This window comes from Phenylobacterium sp. (genome assembly GCF_025934275.1).
GTDB lineage: Bacteria > Pseudomonadota > Alphaproteobacteria > Caulobacterales > Caulobacteraceae > Phenylobacterium.
This window is the reverse complement of record NZ_JAICYI010000030.1, coordinates 1-16,718: the sequence shown is the minus strand read 5'-3', so window position 1 is coordinate 16,718 and position 16,718 is coordinate 1. Positions and strand designations below refer to the sequence as shown.

The 16,718-nt window shown below is 71.0% G+C and carries 16 protein-coding genes; 6 read left to right on the top strand and 10 right to left on the bottom strand.

Translation table 11 applies throughout. From position 1 onward, the window contains the following. Positions 1-9 precede the first annotated feature (9 nt). The 4 genes from Q0W60_RS09430 to radA are packed head-to-tail and all read right to left on the bottom strand — an operon-like array spanning position 10 to position 4,497. Positions 10-1,026 (bottom strand): bile acid:sodium symporter family protein, encoded by a 1,017-nt coding sequence (locus Q0W60_RS09430; RefSeq protein ID WP_366075419.1) that lies wholly within the window; start codon positions 1,024-1,026, stop codon positions 10-12. Next, positions 1,023-2,513, bottom strand: coding sequence for an amidophosphoribosyltransferase (gene purF / locus Q0W60_RS09425; RefSeq protein ID WP_297694880.1), 1,491 nt, complete (start codon positions 2,511-2,513; stop codon positions 1,023-1,025). The genes Q0W60_RS09430 and purF overlap by 4 nt, the downstream gene beginning before the upstream one ends. Then, entirely contained in the window at positions 2,510-3,115 is a 606-nt protein-coding gene (locus tag Q0W60_RS09420; RefSeq protein WP_297694878.1) for a CvpA family protein, read from the bottom strand. The genes purF and Q0W60_RS09420 overlap by 4 nt, the downstream gene beginning before the upstream one ends. Continuing rightward, positions 3,112-4,497 carry a DNA repair protein RadA gene (gene radA, locus Q0W60_RS09415; protein WP_297694876.1) on the bottom strand — a complete coding sequence of 462 codons (1,386 nt, stop codon included), beginning with the start codon at positions 4,495-4,497 and terminating at the stop codon, positions 3,112-3,114. Before radA ends, Q0W60_RS09420 begins: the two co-directional genes overlap by 4 nt. A 124-nt stretch (positions 4,498-4,621) precedes the next feature. On the opposite strand from radA, the gene Q0W60_RS09410 reads away from it, so the two are divergent. Both Q0W60_RS09410 and parC read left to right on the top strand, forming a co-directional pair. Beyond that, positions 4,622-5,257, top strand: a complete 636-nt coding sequence (locus Q0W60_RS09410) for a Yip1 family protein (protein WP_297694874.1) — start codon at positions 4,622-4,624, stop codon at positions 5,255-5,257. A 71-nt stretch (positions 5,258-5,328) separates the two neighbouring features. Then, positions 5,329-7,566 (top strand): DNA topoisomerase IV subunit A, encoded by a 2,238-nt coding sequence (parC, locus tag Q0W60_RS09405; protein ID WP_297694872.1) that lies wholly within the window; start codon positions 5,329-5,331, stop codon positions 7,564-7,566. A 59-nt stretch (positions 7,567-7,625) separates the two neighbouring features. Here parC and Q0W60_RS09400 read toward each other — a convergent pair whose 3' ends face one another. After that, positions 7,626-9,314, bottom strand: a complete 1,689-nt coding sequence (locus Q0W60_RS09400) for a restriction endonuclease (protein ID WP_297694870.1) — start codon at positions 9,312-9,314, stop codon at positions 7,626-7,628. Between the two features lie 408 nt (positions 9,315-9,722). Continuing rightward, a complete protein-coding gene (locus tag Q0W60_RS09395; RefSeq protein ID WP_297694868.1) occupies positions 9,723-10,049 on the bottom strand; it encodes a UrcA family protein in 327 nt (108 codons plus the stop codon). A gap of 103 nt (positions 10,050-10,152) precedes the next feature. On the opposite strand from Q0W60_RS09395, the gene Q0W60_RS09390 reads away from it, so the two are divergent. Next, positions 10,153-11,775 (top strand): winged helix-turn-helix domain-containing protein, encoded by a 1,623-nt coding sequence (locus Q0W60_RS09390; RefSeq protein ID WP_297694866.1) that lies wholly within the window; start codon positions 10,153-10,155, stop codon positions 11,773-11,775. A gap of 49 nt (positions 11,776-11,824) precedes the next feature. On the opposite strand, the gene Q0W60_RS09385 is transcribed toward Q0W60_RS09390, so the two are convergent. Together Q0W60_RS09385 and Q0W60_RS09380 are read right to left on the bottom strand one after the other, a co-directional pair. After that, positions 11,825-12,235: a hypothetical protein gene (locus Q0W60_RS09385; RefSeq protein WP_297694864.1), complete on the bottom strand. Its 411-nt coding sequence runs from the start codon at positions 12,233-12,235 to the stop codon at positions 11,825-11,827. Positions 12,236-12,445: 210 nt separating this feature from the next. After that, a complete protein-coding gene (locus Q0W60_RS09380) occupies positions 12,446-12,571 on the bottom strand; it encodes a hypothetical protein (protein ID WP_297694862.1) in 126 nt (41 codons plus the stop codon). 83 nt (positions 12,572-12,654) lie between these two features. On the opposite strand from Q0W60_RS09380, the gene Q0W60_RS09375 reads away from it, so the two are divergent. From Q0W60_RS09375 to Q0W60_RS09365, 3 genes are all read left to right on the top strand, one after another. After that, positions 12,655-13,191 (top strand): hypothetical protein, encoded by a 537-nt coding sequence (locus Q0W60_RS09375; protein WP_297694860.1) that lies wholly within the window; start codon positions 12,655-12,657, stop codon positions 13,189-13,191. Between the two features lie 262 nt (positions 13,192-13,453). Further along, positions 13,454-14,014 carry an OmpA family protein gene (locus Q0W60_RS09370; protein WP_297694858.1) on the top strand — a complete coding sequence of 187 codons (561 nt, stop codon included), beginning with the start codon at positions 13,454-13,456 and terminating at the stop codon, positions 14,012-14,014. Positions 14,015-14,056: 42 nt separating this feature from the next. After that, entirely contained in the window at positions 14,057-14,779 is a 723-nt protein-coding gene (locus tag Q0W60_RS09365) for a hypothetical protein (RefSeq protein WP_297694856.1), read from the top strand. Here Q0W60_RS09365 and Q0W60_RS09360 read toward each other — a convergent pair. Next, positions 14,776-15,942 carry a cystathionine gamma-synthase gene (locus Q0W60_RS09360; RefSeq protein WP_297694854.1) on the bottom strand — a complete coding sequence of 389 codons (1,167 nt, stop codon included), beginning with the start codon at positions 15,940-15,942 and terminating at the stop codon, positions 14,776-14,778. The genes Q0W60_RS09365 and Q0W60_RS09360 overlap by 4 nt on opposite strands. Next, positions 15,939-16,718 (bottom strand): pyridoxal-phosphate dependent enzyme (locus Q0W60_RS09355; RefSeq protein WP_297694852.1); only part of this gene is annotated, 780 nt, incomplete at its 5' end. The genes Q0W60_RS09355 and Q0W60_RS09360, both read right to left, overlap by 4 nt.

Below are 16,718 nucleotides of genomic sequence, written 5' to 3'. Positions count from 1 at the left end.
GCGCGCTTCCTAGCGGCTCTCCGCCTCGCTGTCCCGCCGGTTCGCGTAGCGCGAGGCGATCACCGCGCAGGCCATCAGCTGGATCTGGTGGAAGACCATCAGCGGCAGCAGCGCGACGCCGGCGGCCGGGCCGGGGAACAGCACGCCGGCCATCGGCACGCCGGACGCCAGGCTCTTCTTCGAGCCGCAGAAGACGATGGTGATCTCGTCGGGCTTGGCGAAGCCGAGGGCACGCGCGGCCGACCAGGTGGCCAGGAGCACGACGGCCAGCAGCCCGGCGCAGATCACCAGCAGGCGCGTCAGGTCAAGGGCCCCGACCATCCGCCAGACGCCGCCCACCACCGCGCTCGAGAAGGCGGTGTAGACGACGAGCAGGATGGAGCCGCGATCGATCTTCGACAGCCAGCCGGCGTTGCGCGTCACGAAGCCGCCGATCCAGCGGCGAAGCAGCTGGCCCGCGAGGAACGGCGCCAGGAGCTGCAGGACGATGGCCTGGACCGCGTGCGGGCTCGCCGCCCCCTTGGCGTGCAGGGTGAGCGCCACCAGCAGCGGCGTCAGGGCCACGCCGAGCAGGTTGGAGGCCGAGGCGGCGGCGACGGCGGCGGCCACGTTGCCGCGGGCGATCACCGTGAAGGCGATCGAGGACTGGATGGTCGAGGGAAGGCAGCCCAGGAAGACGACGCCGCCGGCGAGCGCCGACGGCGTGATCCAGGCGGGCAGGGCGGCCAACCCGAGGCAGAGGATCGGGAACAGCCCGAACGTCGAGCCCAGCACCACGAAATGCAGCCGCCAGTGCGTCAGGCCGCCGATCACCGCCTCGCGCGAGAGCCGCGCGCCGTGCAGGAAGAACACCAGGCCGATGGCGATGCTGGTCGCCAGGCCGAACGCCGGCGCGGCCGCGCCGCGGGCCGGGGCGAGGGTCGCGATCGCCACCATCGTCAGGATCAGGACCAGGTACCAGTCGGGCTTGAGGCGTCCCAGCCAGCCCTGCCGCGCGCGGCTCGTCCGCGCGGCGTCTGCGCTCACGCGCCGACCAGGAACGAGAGCTGGCGCTCCACGGCCTCGTTGCGGCCCTCGGCGATCTCCCGATCGAGCAGCCGCGTGGGGTAGTCGCCGGTGAAGTAGTGGTCGGTGAACTGCGGGTGGGCGGCGTCGCGCGGACCCGCCTCCATCGCCCAGTAGAGCCCGTCGACCGAGAGGTAGCCCATGGAATCCACGTTGAGGATCTTGGCGATCTCCTCGACCGAGTGGTTGGCCGCCAGGAGCTTGTCGCGGTCGGGCATGTCGATGCCGTAGAAGTCCGGCCACTTCAGCGGCGGCGAGGCCGAGCGCAGGTGCACTTCCTTGGCGCCCGCCTCGCGGACCATGCGCACCACGCGGATCGAGTTCGTGCCGCGGACGATGGAATCGTCCACCAGCAGCACCTTCTTGCCGGCCAGCACGGCGCGGTTCGGCGACAGCTTCATCCGCACGCCCATCTCGCGCTGGCCCTGGGTGGGCTGGATGAATGTCCGCCCCACATAGTGGTTGCGGATGATCCCGAGCTCGTAGGGCAGGCCCGCTTCCTGCGCGAAGCCGAGCGCCGCCGGGACGCCGGAGTCCGGCACCGGGACGACCACGTCCACGTCGGCCGGCGCCTCCTGGGCGAGCCTGCGGCCCATGCGCTTCCTGACCTCGTAGACCGACTTGCCGTTCACCATCGAGTCCGGGCGGGCGAAGTAGACGTACTCGAAGATGCAGGGCCTCGCCCGCTCGGCGGGGAACGGCCGGTAGGACGTCAGGCCGTCGTGGTCGATCACCACCAGCTCGCCGTGCTCGACGTCGCGCACGAAGCGCGCGCCGATCATGTCGAGGGCGCAGGTCTCGGAGGCCAGCACCGCCTTGCCGTCCAGCTCGCCGAGCACCAGCGGGCGGATGCCCAGCGGGTCGCGCACCCCGATCAGCTTCTTGTTGGTGATCGCCACCAGCGCATAGCCGCCCTCGATCTGGGCGAGCGCATCGATCAGGCGCTCGACGAAGCGGCGCTTCCGCGAGCGCGCGATCAGGTGGAGCATCACCTCGGAATCGGAGGTGGACTGGAAGATGCGGCCCTCCGCGACGAGTTGTTCGCGAAGCGTCAGGAAGTTGGTCAGGTTGCCGTTGTGGGCGAGCGCGACGCCGCCGCTCTCGAGGTCGGCGAACATCGGCTGGACGTTGCGGATGAACGAGCCGCCGGCGGTGGAGTAGCGGGTGTGGCCGATCGCGGCGCGGCCGGGCAGGCGCTGCATCAGGTCCATGCCGCCGAAGGCGTCGCCCACGTGGCCCATGTGGCGTTCGGTGTGGAAGCGCTGACCGTCGAACGAGGCCATGCCGCAGGCCTCCTGGCCGCGGTGCTGCAGGGCGTGCAGCCCGAGCGCGACGATCGCCGCGGCCTGGTCGACGTCGAAGATCCCGAAGACGCCGCACTCCAGCCGGGGCGTGTCGTCCAAGGGGTCACGAACGGGGGGTGACCATCGTTCGTGCATCTGGCTCATGGGGCCTTCTCCGGATCGTCGGTCCCGCCGCGATCGGCGGCGTCGTAGCTTCCCGCGGCGCGTCTGTCACCTGAGCCGCCGCCCACCACGTGCTCGATGGCCGGCTTCAGGCGCCCGGCGAAGTGCAGGCCCTGAGGCGCGAGCTCGGTGATCAGCCCGCCCATGGCGCGCGCCGCGGGCCAGGTCGCCGAGCCGGTGATCCAGCTGGGGCGCAGGTCCTCGGGCGTGGCGGCGTTGAACATCAGATAGAGGCCGCCGAGCACCGCCAGACCGCGCGCAAGGCCAATGCCCAGCCCCGCCGTGCGGTCCAGGCCGCCCAGCACATGGGTCCTTTGCACCCTCTGGGCAATCCCCGCGCCGATGAGCCGCAGCAGGCCGTAGCAGACGACGAACACGACGATCAGCGCGACCAGCGCCGCCACCCAGCGGGTGTGGATCATGTGGCCGACGAGCGGGGTCATGGTCGGCAGCCCGATCACCGCGATGACGCCAGCGCCGACCAGCGCCACCAGGGCCGCCACCTCCCGGATCGCGCCGCGCGCCCAGCCCACCGCGGCGGAGATCAAGAGCAGGACGAGCACGATCAGGTCGAACTTGGTCATTCGCCGGCGTCCCCGTCGCCCCAGTCCTCGTCGCGCAGGCGGCGGATGGCGTCGGCGAGGCGGCCGACCGGGGCGGCGGCGATGCCCGCCTGCCGCTCCAGCTCGGCCGGACCGAGCGCGCGGCGGAAGCCCAGCTTGGCCGCCTCCTTCAGCCGCGCGTCCATGCGGCTCACCGAGCGCACCTCGCCCGCCAGGCTGATCTCGCCGAACACCACGCAGTCCTGCGGCAGCGCCTGGTCCAGCGCGGAGGAGACCAGCGCCGCCGCGGCGGCCAGGTCGGCGGCGGGTTCGCTGATCCGCAGGCCGCCGGCCACGTTGAGGTAGACGTCGCGGTCGCCGAGCCCGAGCCCGCAGCGCGCCTCCAGCACCGCCAACACCATCGCCAGCCGCCCGGAGTCCCAGCCCACCACCGCCCGCCGCGGCGTCCCGTAGGCGGAGGGCGCGACCAGCGCCTGGAATTCCACCAGCACCGGCCGCGAGCCCTCGATGCCGGCGAACACCGCCGCGCCCGCCGCCCGCTCGCCGGAGGTGTTGAGGAACAGGGCCGAGGGGTTCTTCACCTCCGCCAGGCCCGCGTCGCCCATCTCGAACACCCCGATCTCGTCGGTCGCGCCGAAGCGGTTCTTGGCGCCGCGCAGGATGCGGAACGGATAGCCGCGCTCGCCCTCGAAGGCGAGGACGGCGTCGACCATGTGCTCGATCACCCGCGGACCGGCGATGGTTCCCTCCTTGGTGACGTGGCCGACCAGGATCACCGCCACGCCCCGCGTCTTGGCCAGCCGCACCAGCTCGCCGGCCGCCGCGCGCACCTGGGTCACCGAGCCCGGCGCCGCCTCGTGCGCGTCGCTCCACAGGGTCTGGATGGAATCGATGACCACCAGGTCGAGCGGCTCGCGCTTGAGGCCGTCGAGGATGTCGCGCAGCGCCGTCTCGGCGGCGAGCCGCACCGGCGCATCGGCCAGGCCCATGCGCCGCGCCCGGCTGCGGATCTGCTCGATCGCCTCCTCGCCGGAGATGTAGGCGCAGGCCGCGCCGCGCCGCGCGGCGCTGGCGGCCACCTGCAGCAGCAGCGTCGACTTGCCGACGCCGGGGTCGCCGCCCAGCAGGATCGCCGAGCCCGGCACGACGCCGCCGCCGCACACCCGGTCGAACTCCTCGACGCCGGTGGCGATCCGGGGCGGGGAGGGGGTCTCGTCCTGCAGGCCCTCGAAGGCCAGCCCCCGGCCCTTGGCCGCGCGGCTCGGGGCCAGCGCGCCCGGCGGGCGGCTGGTGAGCTCCTCCACCAGGGTGTTCCACGCGCCGCACCCCGCGCACTGCCCGGCCCACTTGGACTGGGCCGCGCCGCAGGCCTGGCAGACGTAGAGTGCGCCGTCGCGCGCCATGCAGGCTCCTGATTCGCTAGCCGGTGAAGTCTAGCCGACCCGCGCGCCGGCCGCTTGCCGCGCCCGGCCCATGCTCTAGGCTCGCCGATCGCGGGTCAGGAGCAGGCGGGTTGGGACGAGGGCGATGAGCGCGCGCGAGCCGCAGCCGCGGCCCTGGTCGCCGGCCGGCCGCGCCGCGGCGCTGATCCTGCGGCCCCGGCGCACCTGGCGGACGATCGCGCAGGAGCCCGCCGACGGCGCGGAGCTCTACCGCCGCTACGTCGGCCCGCTGGCCGCGGTCCCGCCGGTCTGCGGGGTGATCGGCGGCCTGCTGTTCGGCTCCGGCATCGCCGGCATCGAGATCCGGCCGACCGTGCGCGGGCTGCTGGCCGAAGCCGCCCTGAACTACCTCTTCACGCTGATCGGCGTCTGGCTCCTGGCCCTGATCGTCGCCCTGGTGGCGCCGCGGTTCGGCGGTCGGGCCGAGCGCGGCCAGGCGCTGAAGCTCGCCGCCTATTCCGGCACGGCGGTCTGGCTCGCCGGCGTCTTCGCGCTGCTGCCGTCGCTCGGCATGGCGATGATGATCCTGGGCGGCCTCTACAGCCTCTACCTGCTGCGCGAGGGCCTGCCGGTCGTGATGCGCACGCCGGAGCCGCGCTCGCTCACCTGCTTTGCGCTGATCGTCATCCTGGCCCTGGCGCTGGCGATCGCCATGGGCGCGGCCAGCGCCTACGTCCGTTCGCTGGTCGGCGGTCCGCTGCGGGTGGTCGGCGGCGCCTGAGCGCATCGCGCGCAGGCCCGGGACGCGCTAATCAGGGCGGTGAAACGCCCGGCTGATTCCATGCTTCCCAGATGCCTCTAGACACCCCCCCGCCCGACGGCTCCGAGCCGGACCGGATCATCGACGAGCCGCTCGCCGAGGCGCTCTCGCGCCGCTACCTCGCCTATGCGCTCAGCGTCATCACCGACCGCGCCCTGCCGGACGTGCGCGATGGGCTCAAGCCCGTGCAGCGCCGCGTGCTCTACGCCATGCGCGAGATGCGCCTCAACCCGGAGGCCGCCGCCCGCAAGTGCGCCAAGGTGGTGGGCGAGGTGATGGGCGGCTACCACCCGCACGGCGACCAGGCGATCTACGACACCCTGGTGCGCATGGCGCAGGATTTCGCCCAGCGCATCCCGCTGGTCGACGGCCAGGGCAACTTCGGCAACATCGACGGCGATAACGCCGCGGCCATGCGCTACACCGAGTGCCGGCTGACCGCCGCCGCCACCCTGCTCCTCGACGGCATCGACGAGGACGCGGTCGACTTCAAGCCCACCTACGACGGCTCCGAGGAGGAGCCGGTGGTGCTGCCGGCCGGCTTCCCGAACCTGCTGGCGAACGGGGCGACCGGCATCGCCGTCGGCATGGCGACCTCCATCCCGCCGCACAATCCGGGCGAGCTGATCGACGCCTGCCTGGCCCTCCTCGCCAACCCGCAGGCCTCGACCGCCGACCTCATGGCCCACGTCCGCGGCCCGGACTTCCCGACCGGCGGCGTCATCGTCGAGCCGGAGGCCTCGCTCGCCGAGACCTACGACACCGGCCGCGGCGGGGTGCGCCTGCGCGCCCGCTGGGAGAAGGAGAAGCTCGCCAACGGGACCTGGCGCATCGTCGTCACCGAGGTGCCCTACCAGGTCAAGAAGGCCGACCTCGTCGAGGCGCTGGCCCTGCTCATCGAATCCAGGAAGGCCCCGCTGCTGGGCGACGTGCGCGACGAGAGCGCCGAGGACGTCCGCCTGGTCCTCGAGCCCAAGAGCCGCAACATCGACCCCGAGGTGCTCATGGAGAGCCTGTTCAGGCTCTCCGACCTGGAGACCCGCTTCTCGGTCAACCTCAACGTCCTCGACGCCCGCGGCACGCCCGGCGTCCTCAACCTCAAGCAGGCGCTCGCGGCCTTCCTCGGCCACCGCCGCGAGGTGCTGGTCCGCAGGGCCCGCCATCGGCTGGCCAGGATCGAGGCCCGGCTGCACATCCTGGCCGGCCTGATGGTCGCCTACCTCAACCTCGACGAGGTGATCCGCATCGTCCGCTACGAGGAAGCGCCCAAGGCCAGGCTGATCGAGGCCTTCGCCCTCGACGACCTCCAGGCCGAGGCGATCCTCAACACCCGCCTGCGCCAGCTCGCCAGGCTGGAGGAGATGGAGCTCCGCCGCGAGCACGCCGAGCTCGCCGAGGAGCGCGACGGCATCGCCGGCATGCTGGCCTCCGAGCGCGCCCAGTGGACGCTCGTCGGCGCCGGCCTCAGGGACGTCAAGGCCCAGCTCGGCGAGCTCACCCGCCGCCGCTCCGCCTTCGCCGCGGCCCCGCAGGTCGACGCCGAGGCGGCCATGGAGGCGATGATCGTGCGCGAGCCGATCACCGTCATCCTCTCCGAGCGCGGCTGGATCCGCGCCGCCAAGGGCCGCATCGACGACCCCTCGGAGCTGAAGTTCAAGGAGGGCGACCGCCTGGGCTTCCTGGTCCCGGCCGAGACGGTCGACAAGCTGCTGCTCTTCGCCTCCGACGGCCGCTTCTTCACGCTCCCCTGCGACAAGCTCCCCTCGGCCCGCGGCGCGGGCGAGCCGCTGCGCCTGATGATCGACCTCGACGACAAGGTCGATCTCGTCGCGGTCTTCGTCCACAAGCCCGGCGCCAGGCGCATCCTGGCCTCGCGCGAGGGCTACGGCTTCATCCTGCCGGAGGAGGAGGCGATCGCCTTCCGCCGCGCCGGCAAGCAGGTGCTGAACGCCAGGCAGGCCGTGGTCTGCGAGCCGCTGGGCGAGGCCGACCAGCTCGCCGTCATCGGCGACAACGGCAAGCTGCTGATCTTCCCGGTCGCCGAGCTGCCCGAGATGCCCCGCGGCAAGGGCGTCAAGCTGCAGGCCTACCGCGAAGGCGGCCTGCGCGACGCCCACGCCTTCCAGGCCGAGGCCGGCCTCACCACCGTCGACGCCTCCGGCCGCACCCGCACCTGGCCCGACTGGCGCGACTGGCTGGGGAGGCGCGCGGGGGCGGGGAAGCTGGCGCCGAAGGGCTGGCCCGGGCACAGGGGGTTCAGGCCTCGATAAGCGCTCCTCGCCCGTTCACGGGGGAGGGGCCGCGAAGCGGTGGAGGGGGCGAGTCGCCGCTACCGGCGGATGACGGATTGCTCGCTCTCGGAAAGTAGGGCTTTCGCCTCGCGAAGGTCGATGCGCGCCTTCACGCCAATTCCTTCGAGAAGCGAGAGAAGGTTGCCGCCGTCGAGAAGCGTGAGCGGCTTGCCAGCTGCGAATTTGTGGGCATCGGGTCCATACGTGGACGTGGTGACCAATATGCCCTTGGAAGCGCCTTCGTTTAGGACCGTGCCGTATAGGTCCCGCACCGCACCAACTCCGACGGTATTGGTGTAGCGCTTCGCCTGAATGACGATCTTGCCGCCCTTAATTGGGTCGGGATCGAAGACAATGGCATCAACACCGCCATCACGGCTTGCCTGTGTAACGCGAACCTCGCTCCCTGGGGTTGAGAACACGCGCTCGAAGAGTTGACGCACGAGCTGTTCGAACTCCTGCCAATCCATGGCGGCGATATTCGTCCCAAGATCGATGCCGGATGCCACGTCGCGGGATTCGATGAAGCGACTGTCCACGATCCGCGGCCGCTGCAGCGGAGCGACGGGGGCGAGCCCGATGAGCTTCGACGCCGCGACGCCCTTCAGGGCTCGGAAGCATTGCTTTGGATCAACCCGCTCGAAGTCTATGCGATCAATGTCCGAGCGGTTTGCGGCGACCGTGAGGACGCAGGAGCGCTCATCCATGCCAGATGCTTTGTCAACGTAATCAACCCAGCCGTTGAATGTCACCCGCTGGACGTAGCCGTTCGCGTCAGCCGCAAACGCGGCAACAATCACGCGAAGCGCAATTTGGTAGAGTACGCTGTCGTATAGGCGCCCTCGCTCCGCGTCAGAGATATGTTTCTCAGTGAACTCCGATCGCGACTGGACGAATCGGACTTCTTTGAGCGTGGGCAGGTCATCGGGTTTCGGAAGATTGAAATCGATGACGCAACACTTGGAGGCGGCATCGTAGTCGAGTTCGTGATTTACGTTGATGCACTCTGGAAAAACTAGGTTATCGACGGCGTGGCTCATTAATTCGGCGACAGCACCTTCCTTGCCGGCCGCCGCTGCTGCTGCTCGTTCATCCACCGATGCGTGTTGTCTTTGCAGAGAGTTTTCGAATTCTTGCCTGTCAAGATCCCACTCGCTGAGCGAGCGCTCGTACTCCTTTTCTCTCAGCGCACTCTTTCTATTTATCTCCGCGACTTCAGCAGCCCAACGTTCCTGGTCTTCGCTATAGAGCTTCTTCGCGGCTTCAGCCGCAGCCATCCGCCGACTGCGAGAAAGAAATTCGAGCAAGCCGTTTTTGGGTTGATATCTCGCCGCGGTTTGAATCGGCGCGGCGGGCGCTTCCTCCTGCGTCGGCTTCGTGGGTCTTGGCTCCGGAAAGGTTCTGGGGTCTTTAAGTTGGTCCCATGAGAATGGCGTCGAGTTCCGAATGCCATCAACGAGGATAGTGGCGAGCGATCCCAAAACTTGCTCCGCCGCGGCTGTCCTCTCCGCCGCACGCTCTTTGCTGTTCCAACTATATTGGAGTTGCTGTTCTCGCTCCTGACGACGCTGCTCCACTGCGAGGCGCCGCTTCCATTCGTTGTCCCACTGCGCTCTCAGCGCGTCAGCCTTTTGGTCGACTTCATAATTGGTGGCCCCGCGCACGATGCGGTATTTGTTCAAGCCGCTGTGTCGAACTTCGATGGCACAAGACACGAGCCCCTCCATCACATCCCGCTCTACCGTAGCGTGAAGTGGGAGCAAATCTAGCCTGCTCCAACCTGCCCACTCCTGCAAGCATTCGGCGGGAGCATTGGGGCTTCGAGCCATTCCCGGTTCGTCCATCGTCCGCACGAGCGATTATCCGGAGTCCTCGGGTTGTCCGGTGGCATTGCCCGACGGGGAGCGGCGGTGGTTCCAGAGAATGGGCTAGGGCGGCGGTTCAAAGTGTGCCGTGACGGGTAGGGGATGCTGTCGACGAGGGCGGTAGCTCGTCGAGGCCGGGTCAGGTGCCGGGCGCGCTCTTGGCGCGGCACCTACGGGCATGCGGGCGCTCGCGCCCACCATCCCCCACAAAAAAAGCGGCTCCCGAGGGACCTTGAACCCCGGGAGCCGCCCCTAATCCCGCAGACTTGCTCAGCGGTCGGCGAGAACGATCGGCGTCTGCATGCCGGCGAAGCGGCTGTCCGCCTTCTGCAGCGACGCGAATGTCTTTTCGGTCGCCTCCTTGACGCAGGCCCGGCGGCGCTGCTGTCCGGCGACGTCCATGATCGAGGCCGCGGGGCCGCAGAACGCGGACACACCGCTCGCGAGCCTGGCCTGGAAGGCGGCCCGGCCGGCTTCGCTCCGCAGGTTCAGGTCGCCGTACTTCACGACGATCGGCCGCGCCGTCTGCGCCGTGGCGATCGGCGCGCAGGAGAGCGAGGCAGCCGCCACGGCTGCGATCAAAGCCAGCTTCTTCATAGGTGTCCCCTCAGAACAATTGTCAGCGAGGCTGACGTGGCGGATGCTCGCGCGGAATTGTTGGACGGGTATTTGGTTTTCCCCCTTTCCGGGCTCGAGCCGCATGGCTGAGGCAGCCGCCGCCGTCGACCGCGACGCCCCATCGCGCGTGCGCTTCCACGAGTTGGTGTTCGAGCCGGGCTTCGTGGGCGCGACGCGGGAGGACGGCCAGCGCCTGCGCTTCTCGCGGCAGGACCGGGCGGTGCTGGCGACGCTCGCCCGGCGGCCCGGCCAGCTGTTCTCCCGCGATCAGCTCCTGGACGCCATGGACCCGGAGGGCGAGGCCGGCGACCGCAACGTCGACTATGTGGTCAACCGCCTGCGCAAGAAGCTGGGCGATTCGGCCCGCGCGCCGCGCTTCATCGCCACCCAGTACGGCGAGGGCTACGTCTGGATCGCCCCGCCGAAGGGCCCTGAGCGCGCGGGGTTCCTGGTCGTGGGCCCGGTCCACGGCCTGATCGATTCGGCGCGCAGGCCCCGGCTCGACGCCTTCCTGCAGGCGCTCGCCGGCAAGCTCTCGGCCCACTACGCGGGCGCGCAGGTCGTGGCCTTGCGGCCCGACCTTTCCGACGATCCCCCCCTGCGCGGCGAGTTCCGCTTCTCGGCGGGGGTCGACGTGGTCGACGCCGAGGCGGGCCTGCGCGTCGCGCTGACGCTGCGCGAGGAGCCGGGGCGCCGGGCGGTCCGCACCCTCCGCTGCGAGCTCGACCGGGACCTCGAGCCGCTGGCGGAGGAGGCCTGCGAGAGGCTGGCCTCGGCGCTCTGGCGCGACCTGGCGCTCGCGCCTTCGGCCGGCGAGGCGCCGGGCTCGGGCACCCTGGAGATCCGCATGCAGGACGCCGCGCTCGCGCTCTTCGGCTCGCGCGGCCCCGGCTGGCGCTACATCTCCGCCCGCCTCGAGCACGAGCTTGCCGCCGACCCGGACGATCCGGTGCTGGCGCTGATGTCGGCGGTGACGCTCTTCGCCCGCACCCTGCACGCCATCGACATCGACCCGGCCGACATGGCGGCCTATGAGGCCATCGAGGCGCGGATCGAGACCCTCGTGTTCCGCGCCCTGCCGCACGTGCGGGGCGAGCCGCTCCTGGCGCTGGCCGCGGCCAAGCTCCTGCTCTGCATCTTCCGCGGCCACGTCGGCCTGGTGCAGGAGCTGCTGGCCGAGGCGCGCGCCACCGGCGCCAACTTCGCCGCCGCCCAGGCCGTCACCGGCCAGCTGCACGCCTACCTGGGCGAGCTCGACGCCGCCTGCGCCGCCTACGACCGGGCGCTCTCGCTGTGCCGCCCGGGCTCGGAGTTCGCCGTCCAGCTCATCGTGCTCAAGGCGCGCGCGCTCAGGGCCGGCGGCGAGATCGCGGGCGCGTTTGCGGTCTACGACCAGCTGGCGGAGCTTCGCCCCCGCGACTGGCCGATCCTGAGGGTCTTCATGCTCGCCGAGGGCGAGACCCCGCCGGAGGTTGCGGAGCGCGCGCTGGCCCGCCTGGCGCCGGAGCACGCGGCGATGCTGGTCGGGCGGCTGTTCTTCACCACCGCCCGTTCGCTCGGCCGCCCCGAGCACGCCCGCAACGTGCTCATCGGCCCGCTCTCGCACCTGATCCCCAGGTACGGCCGCGGCGTCATCCCGGCCCGCCTCCCGGAGCCGCTGGCCACCATGGCCCGCGAGCTCACGGCCGAATACGCGCGCACATAGCTGTCATCCGGTCTTGGCGCGGCCGGAGACCGGGATGCCGGAGAGGGCGCTACCGCCGCCGCCGCGGCGCATCGATGCGCGCCCCGTCGACCGCGATGGTCACCTGGGCGCAGCTTCCGACCGGGGCGGTCACCACCGCGCCCGCCTCGCGATAGCCGCCGGTGCCGGCGCCCACCGTCACCTCGCCGTGCGGATTGCGGTCATCGCCCGGCTGAAGGCAGCCTGTGGGCCCGCCCCGCCGCATCGCCGCCGCGCGCGCCGCATCGGGCCCGGTGGGCTCGCCGGCCAGCACGCGCCGGCCCCATTCGCCGATCGCCTCGGGGGAGTCCTCCGGATCGCCGGCGAGGCCCGCGACGGGGGGCGCCCCCTGCGGCCCCGCCGCGATCACCTCCTGCGCCGCCGCGCCAGAAGCCGCGGCCAGCGCGCCCGCGAGCGCAGCGACAAGAAGGGCGGTTCTCATGCGCGAAGCCTGCGCCCCCCAGCGTGGCCGAAGCAAGGCCTACCTCCCCCGTTCACGGGGGAGGGGGATCACTCGCCGAAGAGCGAGTGGTGGAGGGGGCGAGCCGGCGCACTGCAGATCCCTCGCCCTTCCCACCATCGGCTCTTCCCCCGGCTCAAGGCCGGGGTCGGCCGATGGTCCCCCCTTCCCATGAATGGGAAGGGCAGGGGTTTAGCCGCCCCGCCGCTTCCGTGCCCGCCGCGCCAGCAGTGGAATGAACAACGCCGAGAACGCCCCGACCATGCTGGCGAAGATCGCGACGCCGGCGCCGGCGAAAACGGCTGCGTGATGGTCCATGCGCCATCCTACGGCGCTGCCGCGGTACAACAAATCGCGCATTTCCTTGACTCCGGCGCCGCTTCCGTGTTCTACTTTTGTTCATGGACAACTCCGGCGACAGGGCGGCCAGGCACGAGGCGGTGCTGAAGCGGGTGCAGCAGCTCTCGCTGGCGCTCGCCGAGGATCTCGCCGACGCGGTGGTCGCCACCCGCGACGAGGACAAGAAGGCGAGGCTCGCCGGCGCCTACCACAAGATCACCCGCGGCCTGCGCCAGGCGGTGGCCCTGGAGGCGAGGCTCGCCCGCTACGAGGCCGCCGGCGAGCGCGCCGAGGCCGACCGGGCGAAGGCTGCGGCCCGCGAGGGCGCCGAGCGGCGCTCGGCCCAGGTCAAGGCCCGGGTCGAGCGGCTGGTCTGGAACGAATACGACGAGGGCGACGACGACGAGTTCGCCGAAGGCGGCGAGCTGATCGAGCGCGCCGAGGAATGGCTGTCCGAGGCCGCCGAGGCCGAAGGCTTTGCGGAAACCTCGGTCGGGGTCCATCTCGCCCGCCTCTGCGCCCACCTCGGCCTCGACTGGCCGGCGGCGCAGGACTCGTGCGGCGATCCCGCCGCCGCGGCCCGCCCCAACTCCTCCTAGAATTCGCACCGCGAACCACTCGAACCACTCGAACGGTCAGATCGTGCGTTGGCGGTTGGGGCCTTGCGGCCGCGCCCGCGGCTGCGCCGGCGCGCTCAGGCCGCCTGCGATTTTCTGACGCGATTTCCCGGTTCTTCCCACGCCGGTAAGCTTCACCGTACGCCGCAGCTGTGGCGAAGCCTCGCCACGAAATGGCCTATTTCCGTGCTGAAACAGTCGAGCCTCGAGGCGGCGGGGGCCGACTGGGAGAGAAACACCCCTCATGAATCGAACGATGATGATCGCCGGCGCGCTGGCGCTCGGCGGCCTGAGCCTAGGCGGTTGCGCCACCAAGGACTACGTCAACAAGCAGGTCGCGAGCGTCTCCACGCGCGTCGACGCCACCGACCAGCACGTGACGACCGTCGAAGGCACCGCCAAGGACGCGCTCGACCGCGCCGTGGCCGCCGGCAAGCTCGCGGAAGGCAAGTTCCTCTATTCGGAAGTGCTGTCCGACGATTCGATGAAGTTCCGGGTCAACCACTATGACCTGAGCCCCGAGGCCCAGGCCCGGCTCGACGCCTTCATCGACAAGCTGAAGAGCGACAACAAGAACGTCTATGTGGAGATCCAGGGCCACACCGACTCCACCGGGACCAAGGACTACAACTATCACCTGGGCGAGCTCCGGGCCGAGGCGGTGCGCCGCTACCTGAACCAGCACGGCGTCGCGCTGAACCGGGTGAACACCATCTCCTACGGACCGGATGCGCCGGTGCAGCCCAACACCACCCGCGAAGGCCGCCAGGCCAACCGCCGCGTGGTGCTGATCGTCCTGGCGTAAGCTCTCCGTCCCGGCGCCGCCGGGACGGCAGCGGAGGGTGCGATGGCGGATGGGCGCAAGCGGCGCCGCTGGGCGTGGGCCGTCTCGGCCGCCGCCCACGCCGGCCTGCTGGCGCTGATCCTGTCGGTCGCGCCCTCGCCGGCGCTGCGCGACTTCGAGGAGCCCGACGTGCTGCCGGTGGTGCTCGCGCCGCCGAAGCCGCCGAAGCCGCCCGAGCCGCCGGCGCCGGAGCCGAAGCCCACGCCCGCGCCGCCCAAGGCTGCGGCGGCCAGGCCGGTCGCGAGCCTCAAGGTCCGGCGGCCGAAGCCGGCGCCGGCCGACGTCGCGCCGCTGCCGATCGCCCCGGGCCGCGCCACCTCGCCCGGCGACGAGCTCGGCGAGGCCGAGGTCGCCGGCGCCGCCACCGCCGAGTCGGGCGGCGGCGAGTGCAACATGGCCGCCTGGCTGCAGGATCGCCTGCGCAAGGACCGGAAGGTCAGGGACGCGATGAGCCTGGCCTACCGCGGCCGGCCGCTCGTCCTGTGGCGCGACGGCCGCTGGATCCAGCGGGAAGGCGAGGACGGCGCCGGCCTCGCCGCCGTGCGCGAGGTGATCATGTGGGAGGTGGCCTTCTCGCCGGTCGCCTGCCGCCGGCAACTGGTGCACGGCCTGGTGCTGCTGAAGCTGGCCGAGGGCCCGGCTTCGCCGCGCATCGTGGTCGGCGGCGCCTCCTGGCGCTGGCAGGACCTGCTGTTCTCGCAAGACCGCGCGGCGGCGGCCGGCTAGCCCAGCGCCTGGTCGAGGTCGGCGATCAGGTCGGCGGCGTCCTCCACGCCGACCGAAAGCCGGATCAGGCCGTCGGTGATCCCGAGCCTCGCCCGCGCCTCGGGCGGGATCGAGGCGTGGGTCATGATCGCCGGATGCTCGGCCAGGCTCTCGACGCCGCCCAGGCTCTCGGCGAGCGTGAACAGCCGCAGCCGCTCCAGCACCAGCTTGGTGGCCTCGAGGTCGCGGTCGAGGATCACCGTGATCATCCCGCCGAAGCCGCGCATCTGGCGCCTGGCCAGGGCATGCTGCGGATGGCTGGCGAGGCCGGGATAGATCACCCGGCCGACACCGCGCGCCTCCAGCCACTGCGCGATGCGACCGGCGTTGTCGCAGTGCTGGCGCATCCTGAGCGCCAGCGTCTTGAGGCCGCGCAGCGTCAGGAAGCTGTCGAACGGCGAGGCCACCGCGCCCACGGCGTTCTGCAGGAAGCCGATCTGTTCGGCGAGATCGGCGTTCTCGCCCACGATCAGGGCCCCGCCGACCACGTCGGAATGGCCGCCGACGTACTTGGTGGTCGAGTGCATGACGAGGTCGAAGCCGAGCTCCAGCGGCCGCTGGACATAGGGGGAGGCGAAGGTGTTGTCGGCGGCCGCCCAGACGCCGTGTTTCTTCGCGAGGGCGGCGATGGCTTCGAGGTTGGCCAGCCTGAGCATCGGGTTGCTCGGCGTCTCCACCCAGATCAGCCTGGTCCTTGGCGTGATCGACGCCTCGACCGCGGCCAGGTCCGCCAGGTCCACGAAGCTGAAGTCGAGCCCCGCGGAGCGCTTCCTGACCTTGTCGAACAGCCGGAAGGAGCCGCCGTAGAGATCCTCGCTGGCGACCACGTGATCGCCGGCCGCCAGCGCATCCAGCAGGGTGGCGATGGCCGCCAGCCCCGAGGCGAAGGCGAAGCCGCGCACGCCGCTCTCCAGGTCCGCCAGCGCCCGCTCCAGCGCGAACCGCGTCGGATTCTGGCTCCTGGAATACTCGAAGCCCTTGTGCCGGCCCGGACTTTCCTGGGCGTAGGTCGAGGTGGCGTAGATCGGCACCATCACCGCCCCGGTGGTCGGGTCGGGCGCCTGGCCGCCGTGGATGGCGCGGGTGGCGAAGTCCAGCCGGTTCTTGCCGCGCTCGCCGGTCACGCCGCCCGCCTCAGGTAATTGATCAGGTCGATGCGGGTGATCAGGCCGAGGAAATCCCTGCCCTCCAGGACGATCGCCACCTGGTCCTTTTCGAAGATCGGCAGCAGCGCCTCCAGCGGCTCGCCCGCCTGCAGCGTCGAGAGCTTGGCGGTCATCGCCGCCGCCACCGGCTGCTTGAAGCGGGCGTCCTGCCGCCGGTCCTCGACCGCTTCCAGGAGGTCGCTCTCGTCGATCAGCCCGATCAGCCGTCCCTCGTCCAGCACCGGCAGCTGCGAGACGTCGGCCTGGCGCATGCGGTTGTAGGCGGTGAGCAGCGTGTCGTCGGGCCCCACCGTGACGGTTTCGCCGGTCGCCGAGCCCCGTGCGATCAGGTCGCGGAGGTCGCCGTGCAGCTCGCGCTCGGCGAGCCCCTGCTCGGCCACCCAGCTGTCGTTGTAGACCTTGGAAAGGTACCTGGAGCCCGTGTCGCAGACCAGCGTCACCACCCGCTTCGGCTCACTCTGCTCGCGGCAGTACCGGAGGGCGGCGGCGAGCAGCGTCCCCGACGAGGAGCCGCCCAGGATGCCGGCCCGCGTCAGCAGCAGCCGGGCCGTGGCGATGCTCTCGGAATCCGGGATCTCGTAGGCTCGCTTCACGAACGAAAGGTCGCAGTTCTTCGGCACGAAGTCCTCGCCGATGCCCTCCACGACCCAGCTGCCGGCTTCGACCCGCTCTCCGCGCTCGACGAGCGGCGCGAGCACGGAGCCCACCGGATCGGCCAGCACCATCTGCGTCTT